15 protein-coding genes, 1 pseudogene and 1 riboswitch are annotated in these 16,392 nt (G+C 44.3%); of the genes and pseudogenes, 13 read left to right on the top strand and 3 right to left on the bottom strand.

Annotated features, from left to right (window positions below):
• Position 1: 1 nt before the first annotated feature.
• From E2980_RS09780 to E2980_RS09770, 3 genes are read left to right on the top strand one after another with little or no spacing between them, the layout of a single operon-like run.
• Positions 2–751, top strand: coding sequence for a hypothetical protein (locus E2980_RS09780; protein ID WP_135152002.1), 750 nt, complete (start codon positions 2–4; stop codon positions 749–751).
• Positions 732–1,373 (top strand): class I SAM-dependent methyltransferase, encoded by a 642-nt coding sequence (locus E2980_RS09775; RefSeq protein ID WP_135152001.1) that lies wholly within the window; start codon positions 732–734, stop codon positions 1,371–1,373. Before E2980_RS09780 ends, E2980_RS09775 begins: the two co-directional genes overlap by 20 nt.
• 35 nt (positions 1,374–1,408) lie before the next feature.
• Positions 1,409–2,455, top strand: a complete 1,047-nt coding sequence (locus E2980_RS09770) for a hypothetical protein (protein WP_135152000.1) — start codon at positions 1,409–1,411, stop codon at positions 2,453–2,455.
• Positions 2,456–2,472: 17 nt separating this feature from the next.
• On the opposite strand, the gene E2980_RS09765 is transcribed toward E2980_RS09770, so the two are convergent.
• Positions 2,473–3,240, bottom strand: coding sequence for a sulfotransferase family 2 domain-containing protein (locus E2980_RS09765; RefSeq protein WP_167747056.1), 768 nt, complete (start codon positions 3,238–3,240; stop codon positions 2,473–2,475).
• A 199-nt stretch (positions 3,241–3,439) separates the two neighbouring features.
• On the opposite strand from E2980_RS09765, the gene E2980_RS09760 reads away from it, so the two are divergent.
• On the top strand, positions 3,440–4,471 hold the full coding sequence (locus E2980_RS09760; protein WP_135151998.1) for a hypothetical protein: 1,032 nt from the start codon (positions 3,440–3,442) through the stop codon (positions 4,469–4,471).
• Between the two features lie 295 nt (positions 4,472–4,766).
• Here the strand turns inward: E2980_RS09760 and E2980_RS09755 are convergent, their stop codons facing one another.
• On the bottom strand, positions 4,767–5,381 hold the full coding sequence (locus tag E2980_RS09755) for a hypothetical protein (RefSeq protein ID WP_135151997.1): 615 nt from the start codon (positions 5,379–5,381) through the stop codon (positions 4,767–4,769).
• Positions 5,382–5,392: 11 nt separating this feature from the next.
• Entirely contained in the window at positions 5,393–6,004 is a 612-nt protein-coding gene (gene cysC / locus E2980_RS09750; RefSeq protein WP_420808639.1) for an adenylyl-sulfate kinase, read from the bottom strand.
• Positions 6,005–6,602: 598 nt separating this feature from the next.
• Here cysC and E2980_RS09745 point away from each other — a divergent pair.
• The 9 genes and pseudogenes from E2980_RS09745 to E2980_RS09705 form a co-directional block, all read left to right on the top strand.
• A pseudogene (locus E2980_RS09745) lies at positions 6,603–6,917 on the top strand (carbohydrate-binding protein); the annotation flags it as partial.
• A gap of 118 nt (positions 6,918–7,035) precedes the next feature.
• Entirely contained in the window at positions 7,036–7,653 is a 618-nt protein-coding gene (locus E2980_RS09740; RefSeq protein WP_420808638.1) for a GntR family transcriptional regulator, read from the top strand.
• A 205-nt stretch (positions 7,654–7,858) separates the two neighbouring features.
• On the top strand, positions 7,859–8,296 hold the full coding sequence (locus E2980_RS09735) for a TIR domain-containing protein (RefSeq protein ID WP_135151994.1): 438 nt from the start codon (positions 7,859–7,861) through the stop codon (positions 8,294–8,296).
• 123 nt (positions 8,297–8,419) lie between these two features.
• Positions 8,420–9,616: a quaternary amine ABC transporter ATP-binding protein gene (locus E2980_RS09730; protein WP_135151993.1), complete on the top strand. Its 1,197-nt coding sequence runs from the start codon at positions 8,420–8,422 to the stop codon at positions 9,614–9,616.
• A complete protein-coding gene (locus tag E2980_RS09725; RefSeq protein WP_135151992.1) occupies positions 9,613–10,440 on the top strand; it encodes an ABC transporter permease in 828 nt (275 codons plus the stop codon). The genes E2980_RS09730 and E2980_RS09725 overlap by 4 nt, the downstream gene beginning before the upstream one ends.
• A gap of 17 nt (positions 10,441–10,457) precedes the next feature.
• Positions 10,458–11,324 (top strand): glycine betaine ABC transporter substrate-binding protein, encoded by an 867-nt coding sequence (locus E2980_RS09720; protein WP_135151991.1) that lies wholly within the window; start codon positions 10,458–10,460, stop codon positions 11,322–11,324.
• Positions 11,325–11,388: 64 nt separating this feature from the next.
• Positions 11,389–11,526: riboswitch (cyclic di-AMP (ydaO/yuaA leader) on the top strand.
• Between the two features lie 110 nt (positions 11,527–11,636).
• Positions 11,637–12,791 carry a KamA family radical SAM protein gene (locus E2980_RS09715; protein ID WP_135151990.1) on the top strand — a complete coding sequence of 385 codons (1,155 nt, stop codon included), beginning with the start codon at positions 11,637–11,639 and terminating at the stop codon, positions 12,789–12,791.
• Positions 12,792–12,933: 142 nt separating this feature from the next.
• Positions 12,934–14,736 (top strand): sensor histidine kinase, encoded by a 1,803-nt coding sequence (locus tag E2980_RS09710; RefSeq protein ID WP_135151989.1) that lies wholly within the window; start codon positions 12,934–12,936, stop codon positions 14,734–14,736.
• On the top strand, positions 14,733–16,268 hold the full coding sequence (locus tag E2980_RS09705; protein ID WP_135151988.1) for a response regulator transcription factor: 1,536 nt from the start codon (positions 14,733–14,735) through the stop codon (positions 16,266–16,268). The genes E2980_RS09710 and E2980_RS09705 overlap by 4 nt, the downstream gene beginning before the upstream one ends.
• The last annotated feature ends 124 nt before the right edge of the window (positions 16,269–16,392 follow it).

The raw sequence follows: 16,392 nt of genomic DNA, 5'->3' as shown, positions 1-16,392 counted from the left end.
TATGCAAATTGATTTAATACTCGTATGGCCGAATAATTGCGATTACCCACTTTGGCGACAATTCATTCGGGATAACCGCAACAGACTTAACCGCGTTATTATCGTTTTCACCGAGATAAATGAGCCCCCAAATTTTCAGGAATTCGTGCAAAAAAACATGATGGAAGACAATATAACCTTCGTCACCAATAGGGATCATTATGCCGATGAAGACTGGCGCAATGTCGCTACCAATGAAGCACTGAAATATTCGGACAGTGAATGGGTATGGTTTACAGAACAAGATTTTATCATTAATGATAGCAATTTTTGGGAGGTTGTACAACAACTAGCAACTGTCGAAAAAAGCATAGCCGTATATCAGGACACTGGTGCCCCATCCGGTTTCCTCCAGAGAATACATCCTTGCTGTTGGTTTTTACACAAAACAATTCTCAGCCAAATAAAAAAAGACTTTTCAGCCAAACCACCGGAATATGACCATTTTGGATGTATCCAAAAGCAACTCCACGAAAAGGGTATACTTACCGCAGTTATCCCGCAATATACCTACTTGCATCTTAATGGATTATCATATAATTGGCGATTAGTACAGAATGGTCAAGAACCGATCGATTATAGACCGGAGCAGTTTAAGCTCTGGCTGACAGAGTGTTTAAAAGTTAGAGTGCCATTAAATGATTCTTGGAAAAAAACAGCACGTAAAATTGCATACGAGGTGGTAATAGCAGATGAATTGGACCCAATATAATGACAAATTCCTTTCCAACGATACTGGTGGTTGGTCGGGTCACCGAAGATTTGCTTATGATTTAGTCCGCTTTATGAAGCCTAGAACCTTCGTTGAGCTTGGGACAGCTGCGGGAACGTCTTTTTTCAGCATTTGTGAGGCTGTCAAAGACGGTGGCCTTGGTACAAAATGCTTCGCGGTAGATACCTGGAAAGGTGATCCTCATACGGGGTATTACGGTGACCATATCTATCAAGGCGTCAGCGATCATGTGAATCGAGAATTTCAAGGAATAACGACTCTAATAATAAGCACATTTGACGAAGCATTGGATAAGTTTACGGATGAATCTGTTGATTTGCTTCATATCGATGGTTATCACACTTATGATGCCGTTTCTCACGACTATACGACATGGTTACCGAAGCTGGCGCCAAATGGAGTTATTTTGTTTCACGATATTGCATTGAGAGGCGGTGACGTTGGAGTATACCGATTGTGGGATGATCTAAAATCCGTGTTTCCGTATATTGAATTCGATCACTCCTTTGGACTTGGTGTTTTGTTTCCCAAAGGTCATATGGAAGCATTCACCGAAATCATTGCCCAGAAAGAAAGTTTTAAAAATCAATATAGCACATAATCCAATACTTTTAATTTATAAAGGAGCGGGTAAATATGTTTTCAAGACCCATTGTTGTAACTGATTACCACCACGGTTCTCTTCTATATAGCTTCATTATGTTGTTTGAAAAGCGATTCGGGGGAAGTGTTTTTCAACCTATTGGCTATGATTGGAATACCCATGGTTTCTGGAAAGTATTTGATCACCCGGATACTGTTGTACAGTACCTGAACACGAAAAGGGGAAACCCTCTTGAGAATAGCGACTCGGTATATTTATGCCCGGATGCGGGTTTTACCGGCAAAGCCGTTACTTTAAGCGGTTTTTATCAGATGCCGGTGGATATTGTAATTGCTTCTATCCCCGCCCATATAGAACCATTTCACCGCCTATGCCAAAGCCACCCTAATAAACCAAAGTTAATCTTTCAAATTGGGAACGCATGGTCGGTCGATGCGGGACTTGCGCCAAACGTCATGGCAAGCGCAATAATAAACAACGTCCCGAACCACATAAACTTTATTTCTTATCATCAAGAATTTGACCTTTCCGTGTTTTATCCCGATTTTTCCTACCCAAGTCAAAATGTTTATTCTTTTGTTAATTGTTTTACCACAGCCGAAGGCTATGCCCCCCATTGGACGTCTTACGCTCCCGATTGGCAGTTATTTGAGACGGTTGAAAAAATGATGCCTGAGTGGGCTTTTAAGAGTTTTGGCGCTATTTGTCGTGACGGTTATGCAGGTACTCCTGAAGAATTAGCTGGGCGCATGAAAGAGGCCCGCTTTATCTGGCATACCAAATATGGTGGGGATGGGTATGGCCATATTATCTATAACTCGGCGGCGGTAGCCCGGCCAATGATTGTTAAGATGGAATACTATCAAGATAAACTAGGGAAAGAGCTCATGATCGACGGGGTAACATGCGTTGCCATAGACGGATTAAGCCCTCAAGAGGTGGTAAATAAAATACTCTACTACTCAGAGGAACATCGCTATGCAACTTTATGCAAAAATGTATACGAAAACTTTAAAGCGAAAGTCGATTTCGATCGAGAATCACAGGCCCTCCAACATTTTATACAAGGGTTGAAATAGTCATGTTTTTCCGGTGATTAACTGTTCCCAAGAAACGAATCCATCTCTTCTTTGGTATTTAAATCTAAGGAATTAATCCTCTGAATCAAATATTCCTTGGCAAACTGATACAGTTGAATATCTAGCGAATTGCTTCTTTCAATAAATTCGATTAATTCTCTGGAAATTTGATCTCGTTTTTGGCGTTTAGGATTATCGTTGTGTTTGGGATTGTGGAGATGAAGACTGGTGATTTTATCCCAACCTAACTCTTTTTTCATTAGAAAAACTGATTCATTAAATAATTCCGTGATTCCAACCACTTTAAAGTCATTCGAGATACGTTTTGTTGCAAGATTGAAGTCTGGAATACCACCGGTTATTAACAATGTTTGTTGATTGGGTTCATAAAATACATTTTTTGTCTCTACAAATTCTTTCAAGTCCTTGTTTATAACAGTAGGGTGGCCGGGAAACGTACGCAGTATATCATAGTAAAGTGAAATAATGCGATCCACAGGTTCACGAAGCAATGTAATGTAGTGTAAAGGCCGTGGAAAATCACTATTAATTAACATTTTATGATTCTCACCACCCATATAAAGCCCCGTATAAAGCCCAAAGCCAAAATGACCACTGATATATTTGGTACTTTCTTTCATTGCTTCTTCAATGACTTCTTCTGGAAATTTTAACCCCACCGACTGATTCGATTCATATTGCTGAACCAGAAAATTAACCCTCAAAGTAGACCCGCCCGTTTTCATTATGTGTGCAAAAACAACTAGTTCATTAGGATTTTGCATATTCATATTCCTCCCACAATAATTAAATTATACATATGTACAGGGGAAGAAAAGGAAACGGCGGCTGCCTTTCTTTCTACATATACAATGTTTTAGACCTAGTTTTGTAGGTGTCCAAGCAAACTAAGTTATTCATTCATATCATTTATTAAATAAAATCTCCTATATTGGCATCATCGTAAAGCCAGGGGTGGATGATATGTTTACAAAACCAATTGTTTTTACAGACTTTCATCACGGTTCTCTTCTGTTAAGCCTCATATTATTTTTCGAAAAGCGACTTGGAGGCACTATTACGACACCAATCGGCGTTGAATGGTATACCCAAGGGTTTTGGAAAATAAGGGATCATCCTGATGTAATCCGAGAATTTCTTGAACCTGTTGGAAAAGGAGAATCATTGAACGATAATCTCTCCATTTATATGTGTCGGGATCGCAGCGGTTTTACTTACAAAGGTGTCACATTGGATGGTTTTTATGAATTACCGGTTGATATTGTCATCGCTTCCTTGCCCGAACATGTTGAGCCGTTTTGGCGACTTTGCCAAACTCATCCAAGTAAACCGAAGCTTGTTTTCCAAATAGGTAACGATTGGCAGATGCAGCAGTGGATCGCGCCGAACGTGATGACAAGCGCAGTCATAAAAAGCATTCCTAAGCACATACATTCCATTCTTTATCACCAGGAATTTGATCTGTCTGTGTTTCATCCGGACTTTTCTCTCCCCGGGAATTATATTCATTCCTTCGTTAACTGCTTTATTGATGAAGGCGGTTGCGCCCACGATTTTCAATTATTCCAAACAGTTGAAGCGTTAATGCCGAACTGGACGTTTAAGAGTTATGGCGTTGATTGTCGTAACGGTAATATTTCCGGACACCAAGCTATAGCAGAGCAAATGAGGAAAGCGCGTTTTATTTGGCATACCAAATATGGTGGTGACGGGTATGGTCATATTATTTATAATAGTGCGGCCATGGCACGGCCCCTGATCGTAAAGGCGGAATATTATAATGAAAAGCTAGGAAAAGAGCTTATGGTAGACGGCGTAACATGCCTTGCCATTGACGGTTTATCCCCGCAAGAAATAGTAAATAAAATACTCTACTACTCTGAGGAACATCGCTATTCGGTCTTATGCAGAAATACGTACGATAACTTTAAACTTAAGGTTGATTTTGATAAAGAAGGAGAAGAACTGAACCATTTTATAAGAAATTTAATATGAGCCCAGCGTTATCGCGCTCAAGCTAACGCAGGCGAAATGAAGACAGGATCAGTTCACATTGAACTGATCCTGTCCTTTTAAATCAATAGAATGCCGTATACCTCATCTGAAGGTAAGCTAACAAAAATATCCTTCCGGCTCGCCATATCGTAAATGGAAATTCCGGAAGTGTCATTTGGGACATCGTTTATATCTATATGTCTTCTTACACTTTGGCCGATAAACATTAAATTATTACGGACTGCCAAGCCGCGCGGGTACTTTTTGGTGTGAAAAATCGGTTGATTATGACTTTTTATTTGAAATTTTGCGGAATCACAATAATATAATACATCATTATGAAAAGCGGACTATGAGGTTGGTGCAAAGAATGTAAACATATTCCGATACGATTGTTCGTTTTTAAACAATACTCTACGATAACTCCGGAATTGAGAGGAAGATTTCTCCATAATCCATGCCCCGTATCGGCAAACATGGATATATAAAGTTTGTTATCTTTTATAAATAAATCGTTCACGTGATTGACATCAATTTCTTCAGGCGACAATTTAATCTCGTCAACTCTGGACAGATCGCTTAAATCATAGATGCCAACTCTATTTTGATCAGTCTCCACGATGAAAGCCTTATCTTTATAAACTCCGACACCATGATAATCAGCACTCCGATCCGACGCCTTCCTTTTTACCACTCTGTATTCGTTATCCAGTATTAACACTTCTACTCCGCTAACAAGAACAATTTGGTCTTGAAATTTTGCCATGCCACGGAGGTTGTCGTGTAGAATGCGTTCCAAATGTACGGAATCATCTTTAATGGTTAATTCAAATAAACCTCCATTTAAGTTACAACAGCTAATTAATATTTTTTGATTTAAACCAAAATACATACCTTGAGTTTCGGACATTTTGTCGCCTCCTATAAAGAAAGCAGTTCTCTTTCTTCTAAATATTGCATAATAGTATCGGCCATTGCGGCTATGCTCCGCGTTTCGGTATCCATGATGAGTTCGGGATTTACGGGGGGCTCATACGGAGCCGCAAGACCCGTAAAGTTGGGAATTTCCCCCGATCTTGCTTTTTGGTATAACCCCTTGGGATCCCTTCGTTCACATTCTTCAATGGAGCATTTCACATAAATTTCAATAAACTCGCCTTCCCGAAACATCGAACGGACGCTATCCCGGTCCGCCTTGTAAGGAGAAATACAGGCAACAACAGCGAATAGTCCGGCATCGGAGAGGAGCTTGGACACTTCTCCGATTCGCCGGATGTTTTCCGTTCGATCTTCTGGGGCGAATCCCAGGTTTTTATTTAATCCCTGACGAATATTATCGCCGTCCAATACATAGGATCGGATCCTTAGGGCGTAAAGTTTCCGTTCCACTGCAGCCGCTAGCGTGGATTTTCCCGCTCCGGACAAGCCGGTAAACCACAGGACACAGCTTCTGTGACCATTTAACGCATAACGATCTCTTATATTTAATGTTGTTCGACGCCAATCCGCATTCGAAACTTCAGGTTGCATCATCGCACCTCCATATCATACAAGCTCGGACAATTTTTCCACTGCCCTTGTCCAATCACCAGCTTTCAGTAATCGTTCCTAACACAGTATGTACGGGAATAAGTTCGGGCTTGGGTGAACACTAAGCAGTTTCAAACTTTCCTTCCTAGATCGTGTGCGATAGAGGCTATAATTGTTAAGATTAGGGCATATACGCTATTCCTTTCTGTTTGCTACGAATAATGAGTATGCTGCAATCACCCATACGTTTTGCAAGTAAAGTGTATTTTGTCGAGCAGCTGATTCAAATATGAGACCATTGGCAGCCTAAATGCTGCTTGGGCAAGCGAATATGATCAGTTCGAGGATCTGTATGAGGCAAGGTCTTCTGATTGGTCGGATAATATTGTCCGCATAGAAGACTTCGCTGCATTTAACCGAGTTCTTATTCGACGCTACGTAGAAGTGCCGGCCATATATTGCAAACAAGCGGACCCCAACCATTTGAATTTGGGAATGCGTTTCGCATGGGTAGGCAGCGACGACGTGCTGGAAGGCTGCGAGGCATTCGATGCGTTCTCCGTTAATTGTTATCAATTTGAACCTGACCACGAGCTTTGCGTTTACTGTCGCGGATGGTCGCGTGGAAGGCATCGGAAATAACGTCTCCCTTGAATTTGCGCATATGGATTTTACCGCCGAAGGCGCTTCGAAGCTTCTCGTTCGCCGCAGATCGCCCATCGACAAGAACACGATCCATATCCGATTCGACGGCGAGAACGGCGAAAGCAATCAACTCGTGGAGTTCGAAAAATCCGAAGGATACGAAGAACGTGCGTTTAAATTGGAACTGGTAACGGGGGTACAAAAAGTGACGTTCATCTTCCTGCCGGGGAGCAACTTTGATCTCGACTGGATCCGATTTAAGCGGGGATAAAGAAAAAGAACCCGCTCTCTGAGCAGCAACTAGTTTACTTCTTAAATGGAAAAGCGTATGCTTGTTCTGAAATAACGAGAATTGAATAAATAAGGGGAAGAAGCAGGGAATGTCTGAATTGGAAAAGGCGGGTTATAAATCCATTGCGCTCGATATCGCGCAAAGAATAGTAAGCGGAGAAATTCCCATCCACAGCAAGATTTCCGGGCGATCGCTGTTGGCCGGCCAGTACCACGTATCTCCGGAAACGATACGGAAAGCCATCGGGTTGCTCAAGGACGAGAAGATCGTATCCGTCTCGCAAGGGAAGGAGATCACGATCGTTTCCGACAGCAATGCCTATGAATACATTACGAAAAATCATTATTTAAAATCAGTGTATTCCCTAAAACAGGATTTACAACTTCTATTGCATCAAAAACAAGAATTGGATCGTAATTTCGAATCGCTTGTCAAGGAAATTATCGAAGCCTCCGACCGACTCCAGAACATAAAGCCATATAAGCCCGTCGAACTAAAAATTAAACCTCAATCGCATGTTATTGGCAATACCATTGCTAATCTTCAGTTTTGGCAGAATACCGGAGCTACCATCATCGCCCTGCGTCGGGGAACCAACGTTTCCATTTCTCCGGGGCCCCATGTCGTTTTAAGAGAAGACGACGTTATAGTGGTTGTAGGTGATGAAAAGGTCTATGAGATAACGGAACAGTTCATAAATAAAATGCGTGCGTAATTCGAACAGAAACATCCAAGGATTTAGCAGGATGGTTTTGTTCTTTTTTTATGCAGTAATTTACAAACAATTTTCATATATTCATAGGTTGTTAGTAGGGGTGGAGTCTGGTATAGTAATGAAATAATATAATATTCATTTTTTCGGAGGAGCCTGTCGCCAAGGGCTCCTTCTGTTTATTTGCTTAAATAAGGGGATATGAGATGTGCCGCTGACAGAAGAAATTCATTTACGCTACAACCTCTATATTAGCCATTCTTGGAATCATAACGATGCGCATAAAGATTTGGATTCATTGATTAAAGGCCGAAATGATTTTGATTATAGGACTTATTCCCTTTCTCCTCATCATCCTGTCAATCAAATAAAAGGCGAAAGAAAACTGTACGAAACAATTAAAAACAAGATGAAGTTTTGCGATGCGGTAATCATTTTATGCGGCGTATATCCAACATACAGCCGATGGATCAATAAAGAGTTAATCGCATGCAAAGACGAGTTGAATAAACCATTGATCGCGGTTCAACGTTTCGACTCCAGCCATACCTCATTCATTGTTAAGGATAGGGCGGATGTAATCGTGGATTGGAACGCGGATAACTTGATAAACGCAATCAAAAGGGTTGTCGCTGGCGCGAAATGAGCGTATATTCCAATCCAGTACAAACAACTTTATTTATTGTTACAAGTTGTCAGTTAAATTCACATCTGTTATGCTTATTAAGGATTTTCCGGATCATCTGGAGGTCCCTGTAAGGAGGAACACATGTCCATTATCGAAGTCAAACAGCTTACCAAGATATTCGGTCAAGAGCCCCAGCGGGGAGAGAAGTTGTTAAGAGAAGGATGGTCCAAAGATAATATCTATAAGGAAACCAAACTGACGGTAGGGGTGAATAAAGCGAGCTTTTCCATCCAGCCCGGAGAGATTTTCGTCATCATGGGATTATCCGGGAGCGGCAAATCCACCCTGGTCCGATTGCTTAACCGTCTTATAGAACCTACATCGGGACAAGTGCTGTTCAAAGGCAAAGACATCGTGAAAATGAATGCAGTGGACCTTCGCCAACTTAGAAGAAAGAACATCGGCATGGTCTTTCAGAAATTCGCGCTGTTCCCGCACAGGACGGTGCTGAGCAACGTGGAATATGGTCTGGAAGTGCAAGGGATAGACAGATGGCAGAGAAAAGAGCTGGCGCAAAAGGTTCTGAAGCTTGTCGGGTTGGAAGGTTGGGAGAACAGCATGCCAGATCAATTAAGCGGCGGCATGCAGCAGAGGGTAGGGTTAGCCCGAGGATTGGCCAACGATCCCGACATCTTGCTGATGGACGAAGCTTTTAGCGCGCTCGATCCGCTCATCCGCAAGGATATGCAGCATGAGTTGCTGCTGCTGCAAGCCAGAATGAAGAAAACGATAATTTTCATTACGCACGATCTGGATGAGGCACTTAGAATCGGAGACAGGATCGCGCTCATGAAGGACGGATCCATCGTGCAGATCGGAACACCGGAAGAAATCCTGATCCAACCCGCGGATAAATACGTCGAACGTTTCGTCGAAGACGTCGATCTGTCGAAGGTGCTAACGGCAGCCCATGTCATGCTGCAACCGGAGACGGTGTCGCCGGAGCGGGGACCTCGGGTCGCGCTGCAGCTCATGAGGGACAATGGGGTTTCCACCCTTTTCGTAACGGATAAAGAACAGCAGCTGCGGGGAGTCTTGACGGCGGAAGATGCTTCCTTGGCGCTTAAGGAGAACAAATCGATCGAACAAGTCATGCAGGAGGACGTCCCTAGGGTATCGCCCGGGACTCTCCTCAACGAACTGTTCGAGATCATGGCAGACACTAGGCTTCCCGTCGCCGTGGTGGACGAACGGGACCGATTGAAAGGCATCGTGATCAAAGGCGCTATTCTGTCGGCACTCGCGGGTAATGCCGTTCCGGAAGCGGGTGCGCGATGAACCTTCTTAAAATTCCGTTGGGAGACTGGATCGAGAAGCTGGAGGAATGGCTGACGGGTAACCTCGGCCCGCTGTTCGACTTCATCCGTTCGGTCATCGGATCGATGGTTGACGGAATCGAAGCCTCACTGATAGTTGCTCCTGCCATGGTGTTGATCGTCCTGATTACGGCATTGGCCTATTGGATCGGCAAGTGGAGGATTGCGTTGTTCGCGTTCATCGGGCTCCTTTTGATCGACAATCTCGGGCTGTGGGAACCTTCTATGCAATCGTTATCCTTGGTGCTGACGGCATCGATTCTGTCCGTCGTCTTCGGGGTACCGATCGGGATCCTGTGCGCGCGCAGCCAAACCACGCAAAATATCGTCACCCCGGTGTTAGATTTCATGCAGACGATGCCGGCTTTCGTTTATTTGCTTCCGGCCGTTTCATTCTTCTCGCTTGGCGTTGTTCCCGGAGTTATCGCGTCCATTATTTTTGCCATTCCGCCTACAATCCGCCTGACGAATCTCGGGATCCGGCAGGTTCCTTCAGAGCTGGTGGAAGCGGCCGACGCGTTCGGTTCGACACCGGCCCAAAAACTGGTGAAGCTGCAGTTGCCGCTCGCCATGCCGACCATCATGGCCGGCATCAACCAGACCATCATGCTTTCGCTTTCCATGGTCGTTATCTCATCCATGATCGGTGCGCAGGGCGTCGGCGCTTTCGTATACCGGGCCGTCACGCAGGCAAAGACTGGCATCGGATTCGAAGCAGGCATTGCGATTGTCATCATGGCGATCTTGCTTGATCGCTTGACGCAAAGCGCGTTCAAGAAAAAATAGAGAAGGAGTGTTCGATTTTGAAAAAGTGGAGTTTGCTATTATCTATCGTATTTTTCGCAGTTGCCGTCTTGGCAGGATGTTCCGAGAAAAAGGACGACAAATCGATCAAGCTCGCGTATGTCGCTTGGGATTCGGAAATCGCCAGCACGAACGTTGTCAAAGAGGTATTGGAGTCGAAACTCGGCTATAAGGTGGAGATGCTTCAGGTCGATGCCGGCCCGATGTGGGCAGGCATCGCCGACGGCAGCGCGGATGCCATGGTAGCCGCCTGGCTGCCGGGAACGCATGCTTCTTACTTAGAGAAGTATAAATCTGACATTGTCGATCTAGGGCCTAACTTGAACGGAACGAAAATAGGTTTGACGGTTCCGGCTTACATGGATATCAAATCCATCGAAGACTTGAATAAAGCCGAAATCGTATCGGCACTCAATAAGCAGATTATCGGCATCGAGCCTGGCGCCGGTATAATGATGGCGACGGAAAAAGCGGTCAAGGAATACGGGTTGAAAGACTACACGCTCGTCGAAAGCTCTTCCGCGGCCATGGCTCAGGAACTGCAGAAAGCTTACGGGAACAAGCAGCCGATCGTAGTGACCGGATGGACGCCTCATTGGATGTTCGCCAAGATGGATTTGAAATATCTGGACGATCCCAAAGGCCTCTTCGGAGGGGACGAGCAAATCCATACGCTGGTCCGCAAAGGTTTGGATGCCGATATGAAAGACGCGCACGCGTTCCTGGACCAATTCGAATGGTTTCCGGAGGACATGGCGAAAGTGATGGTTGCGATCCAAGAAGGTAAATCCCCCGAAGAGGCGGCCAAGGATTGGGTAACAGAGAATGCCGACAAGGTGGACGCTTGGGTTAAAGGCGCGGAATAATCAATTGATAGCGGTCATTCCCCCGCGGAAGATCGCCCTCCAGTAATTAGCTTGGCAATAACTTCATATCTCATAGCTTAGTTTCCGGATTGCCGGAAAGCGGGGGAACCAATCAATTGGGGCGAATTGGTCCATCAGGGCCATAGGGGACCATCTATCCCGAGTCCGTCAGCTAACCTCGTAAGCTTTGGATGGGTCATGTATTTGCGGTGGAGGTAACAAACTCTGCTTTTCTTTTGACCCGTACATCGGGTCTTTTTTGTTGCCGTAGAAGACCCTGTCATGATCAAAAACTGGATGAGGAGGATTCTTATGTCACAGCCTAAATACATTACGGACATCGACAAATTGACGAATATCCCGGAGAAGGATCGTGAAAAACTGAAGCGCATTACGGATAAGTTCGTGTTCCGTGTGAACGATTATTACCTGAATCTCATCGATTGGAACGATCCCGCCGATCCGATTCGTAAATTGGTTATTCCAAACGAGGATGAACTCGGGGAATACGGCCGTTGGGATGCTTCCGACGAAGATACCAACTACGTGGTTCCAGGATGCCAGCATAAATACGGTTCCACCGCGTTGCTCATCGTTTCCGAGGTCTGTGGAGCTTATTGCCGGTATTGCTTCCGCAAGCGTCTGTTCCGCAACGATGTGAAGGAGGCCGTATCGGATGTTGAACCGGGCATGGAATACATTGCGGAACATCCCGAGATCAACAATGTCCTGCTTACCGGCGGAGACAGCCTGATCCTCGGAACGCCCAAATTAAGGACGATCTTCGAGCGTCTGAGAGCCATCGATCATGTCCAAATCATCCGTTTGGGCTCGAAGCTTCCGGTGTTTAACCCGATGCGGATCTACGAGGACGAAGCGCTTCTGGAGACGATCCGGACATACTCCTCGCCGCAGAAGCGGATCTACATCATGGCGCACATTAATCATCCGCGAGAGATCACGCCGGAAGCGATGAGAGGATTCGAGGCCTTGCATCAGGCGGGAGCGATCGTCGTCAATCAGACGCCCGTGCTGCGGGGAATCAACGACGATCCGGAAGTGCTGGGTGAACTGCTCGACAAGCTGTCCTGGGCCGGCGTTACGCCTTACTATTTCTTCGTGAACCGGCCGGTCGCGGGCAACAAAGCATTCGTTCTGGCGCTGAAAGAGGTTTACGAGATCGTGGAAAAGGCCAAAGCCCTCACGTCCGGACTCGGTAAGCGGGTACGGCTTTCCATGAGCCATACATCGGGGAAAATCGAAATATTGGCGATCGAGAACGGTAAAGCCTATCTGAAATACCATCAGTCCAGAGACGGCCATTACGGCCGGTTCATGACGCTGGACTGCCCTGAAGACGCCTCTTGGTTCGACGATTTGCCCGGTAACGAGAGGTATTGGGCAAAACCTTCGAAAAAGACGGACGCTGTGGTTTCCGTCAACGCCTTGTCGGATAATCGGTTATGAAATAAACCTCCAGCCCCACTTAGGGTCTGGAGGTTTATTCATGTCTCATTGGTAGGACCTGGGGATTTGTTGTTTCATATAGAAAATTAGGATAAGCTATAACGATAAAAAAGCCGAAACGAAAAAGAGTGAGCTGAGCGTTATGAAACTAAAAGAACGATTTGGACAGCTAAGCTTAAGACAAAAGCTAATACTGGCATTCGCTAGTTTTATCGTAATCCCGTTTTTTATCATTGGGGGCACCTTATCTTGGCTGTATATAGACTCCAATCGAAGCATGATATTGGAGGCGGCCGTTCAGAACAACAAACAGATTATCGATAATATCGATACGTCGCTTAATCCGATTTTGAACTTGTCGATGTACCCGGTGCAGGATAAGATTATGTTTCAAATGATGAAGAAAGACTATCCTTCCGTTCCGTATCCCCTGTACGAGAGGGAAAAGGATTTCGATACGGCAGGCGGCATCATTAAGAACAATATGCTTTATTCTAACCTTGTCGATTCAGCTGTTATCTATCAAAGCAAAAACCGGATGGTTATCGGAAGAAGCAGCTACGATTATATGGACCATCATTACTTGAATAATGAATTTTATAACGAAACATTCGTCCAAACGATTCTAAATAAAAAAGGGGAGTACGCCGTAATAGGCGTTCATCCCGAGAAATTGATGTCTTTCCACGATACGCCCGTCGTATCGATCGGACGAGCCATCGTCGATCCGTATTCGAAACAAAATTTGGGCTTCATTCTTCTCAACATCGGAGTCGATAAGCTAAAAACGTTATGGAGCGACATTCACTTTACGGAGCATACGAGTTTCTATTTGGTCGACGAGAACGACAGGGTTATCTACAGCGAGAGCAAATCCGAGATCGGACAACCCGCGGTGAATATCATCGGGCAAGATTTTGAGCAAATGAGCGGAGAAGAACAAGGTTTGCTGCAAAACCGCGATGTTTATTTGATTTCTTCCGTTTCGCATTTGTCGAACTGGAGAGGGATAACGATTATTCCAAAGAACGAATTGTTCGAATTCGTCAACACGATCGTAAGAACCATTGCGATTTCATTGCTCATCCTATTGGTGCTGTCTATTGCGACTTCCGTTTACATTGCAACTGGCATTACGAGGCCGTTGTTGATTCTGCAGAAGAAGATGAAGCTGGTAGCTCAAGGGAATTTGGATGTTTCGATCGATATCCAGAAAGGCGAGATCGGCAAGATTAGCATTACTATCGACGATATGCTTAAAGAAATTCGCAGTTTGATCGGAACGATTTATGAGGACGAGCAAGAGAAGAGGCAGTTGGAAGTGCTTGCGCTTCAATCGCAGATCAAACCTCATTTTATGTATAATACGCTAAATTCGATTAAATGGATGGCGAAGCTGCAAGGAGCTTCGGGAATCGAAGAGGCGCTTACCGCTTTCTCGTCGGTTATAAGATTTACGGCGAAGACGGAGAGCGATTTCGTCGCCATTTCCGAGGAGGCGGCGTTTATTCGGGACTATACGAAAATATTGGAGTTTCGTTACTTCAATAAATTCGAGGTTACATTCAACATTCAACCAGAAGTGATGGAATATAGAACGTTGAAGTTCCTTCTTCAGCCTCTCATCGAAAATGCCATTTTCCACGGATTTGATGAAATTCCTTACAAGGGCGAATTAAAAATTTCAATATTCGAACAATCCGGAAGGCTGATTATGGTCGTTGCCGATAATGGCAGAGGCTTTAACTTGCAGGAGCGGGATAAGCAGCAAGACAAAGACGGGGATCAATTGAACGAGATAGGCGTTAATAACATTCGTAAGCGTATCGAGCTTCATTTCGGGGAAGAATATGGGTTGTGGATTACTAGCGAAGTAGGCAGGGGAACCATTGCAAAAATTGTGGTACCTGTCATTAGAACAATTAACAAAGGTGAGGAATTATGAAAATCATCATCGTAGATGACGAGCCTCTCGTTCGTATCGGAATTAAGTCTTCAATCGATTGGCAGTCCATCGGCATAGAGATCGTGGGAGAAGCGTCCGACGGGGAAGAGGCGTTAAAGCTTATTGCGGAGCAGAACCCGGATGTCGTGCTGCTGGATATAAAAATCCCCAAAAAAGACGGGATCGAAGTGCTTTCGGAAATGAGAGCGCAAGGCATGAGGACAAAAGTTATGATTCTCAGCAGCTTCGATGACTTTGCCTATGTCAAGAAAGCGATGAAATTAGGAGCAGTCGATTACTTTCATAAACCCAGCATGAATATCGCGGAAATTAAAAGCGCCATGAGTAAGATAAAAGACGAACTGGCTATGAATAAAGAAAATAAGCTTCAAGAGCCGTCGTTCGTACAGGACAAAGACATAATACTTCGTAACTTGCTGACGGGAAAGATCGAGGACGTCTCGCAAGTTAAATTGAAGGAAGGCAACTTATATACCATTCTTTTCACGGTTAAGTTATACGCGCAAGTAATGAAACGGTATACAAAAGAAAATCCGGCTTTCCTCCCTAATACGATACGCCATCTATTGACGGAGCTGCTCGCCAAAGAGAATGAAGTAGAATTCGTCCAAATGGAAGAAAACTTGTACGCCGTATTGATCGGCAATAATGAATCCAAAGGCCTTCAGGCTTCTTTCGCGCATGTAAACGATATTGTTTATTTGATTCACTCTTCTCTAAAGCGGTTCGTTAATATAGATATGGTTTTCGGCGTAAGCGAGGCGGTTCATTCATTTGAAAACTTCAATCAAGCATTTGATCAGGCCAAGCAGGCTTTGGAATTAAAGTTTTACCACTCGAACGATCCCGTATTTTATTATCGCCCTCAAGATAAGGATATCGAACAAAAGATGGAACAAATCAACGACTACGTGATGGCCATGAAAAAGGGCTTGAAAGAAGAGAGTTATGATCTGTTCGCCCAAAATTTGGAGGCATGGGAACAATACATTCAGCTTCACGAATGCCTTACCGAACGGGATGTCCGGAAAATATACGAAGGATTATTGTTTATGCTGCAGGACGGCAAGACCGATGCGGGAAAAGCGGGACAATCGGATGAAATCGAAGATTTTTTTGAATTATCGGCTTATTATCACGAGCTGTTCAATGAAAGGCTGAGAGCGAAGATATCCGGTACCAACAAAGAATACAATCCGCTGGTTCGCGGCATCATGCAGTATATCGAAAACAACTACCGGGAATCCATTTCCCTGAAGCTGTTGGGGGAAACATTTCAGACTAGTCCTAATTATATAAGCCGATTGTTCAAACAGGAAGTAGACCGGGGACTGTTCGACTACTTGAATGAAGTGAGAATTAGAAAGTCCAAAGACTTGCTGAAGGATTACCGTTACAAGATTTACGAAGTCGCGGAAATGGTGGGTTTTAAAAGCCAAGTCCATTTTGCTATCGTGTTTCACAAATATGTCGGGATGGCACCGAAAGATTATCGCAAAGAAATAGGTTGATCTGAATAAAGAAAAGTAAATCCTAGTTAAATAATGTTTAAGGTAAAAGGCAACGATATAACTAAAGTGCATTTCAATAAATTAATCATTATTTGATTAATTTTTTTTTGGCTTATAAACCTCT

This window comes from Cohnella luojiensis, assembly GCF_004564235.1.
Taxonomy (GTDB): Bacteria; Bacillota; Bacilli; order Paenibacillales; family Paenibacillaceae; genus Cohnella; species Cohnella luojiensis.
This window is presented reverse-complemented; position numbering and strand designations above follow the sequence as displayed.

Bases quoted from the DNA above. Each gene is read 5' to 3' on its own strand.
- E2980_RS09780 (WP_135152002.1), top strand. From the start codon at position 2: ATGCAAATTGATTTAATACTCGTATGGCCGAATAATTGCGATTACCCA.
- E2980_RS09775 (WP_135152001.1), top strand. From the start codon at position 732: ATGAATTGGACCCAATATAATGACAAATTCCTTTCCAACGATACTGGT.
- E2980_RS09770 (WP_135152000.1), top strand. From the start codon at position 1,409: ATGTTTTCAAGACCCATTGTTGTAACTGATTACCACCACGGTTCTCTT.
- E2980_RS09765 (WP_167747056.1), bottom strand. From the start codon at position 3,240: ATGCAAAATCCTAATGAACTAGTTGTTTTTGCACACATAATGAAAACG.
- E2980_RS09760 (WP_135151998.1), top strand. From the start codon at position 3,440: ATGTTTACAAAACCAATTGTTTTTACAGACTTTCATCACGGTTCTCTT.
- E2980_RS09755 (WP_135151997.1), bottom strand. From the start codon at position 5,381: ATGTCCGAAACTCAAGGTATGTATTTTGGTTTAAATCAAAAAATATTA.
- cysC (WP_420808639.1), bottom strand. From the start codon at position 6,004: ATGATGCAACCTGAAGTTTCGAATGCGGATTGGCGTCGAACAACATTA.
- E2980_RS09730 (WP_135151993.1), top strand. From the start codon at position 8,420: ATGTCCATTATCGAAGTCAAACAGCTTACCAAGATATTCGGTCAAGAG.
- E2980_RS09725 (WP_135151992.1), top strand. From the start codon at position 9,613: ATGAACCTTCTTAAAATTCCGTTGGGAGACTGGATCGAGAAGCTGGAG.
- E2980_RS09715 (WP_135151990.1), top strand. From the start codon at position 11,637: ATGTCACAGCCTAAATACATTACGGACATCGACAAATTGACGAATATC.
- E2980_RS09710 (WP_135151989.1), top strand. From the start codon at position 12,934: ATGAAACTAAAAGAACGATTTGGACAGCTAAGCTTAAGACAAAAGCTA.
- E2980_RS09705 (WP_135151988.1), top strand. From the start codon at position 14,733: ATGAAAATCATCATCGTAGATGACGAGCCTCTCGTTCGTATCGGAATT.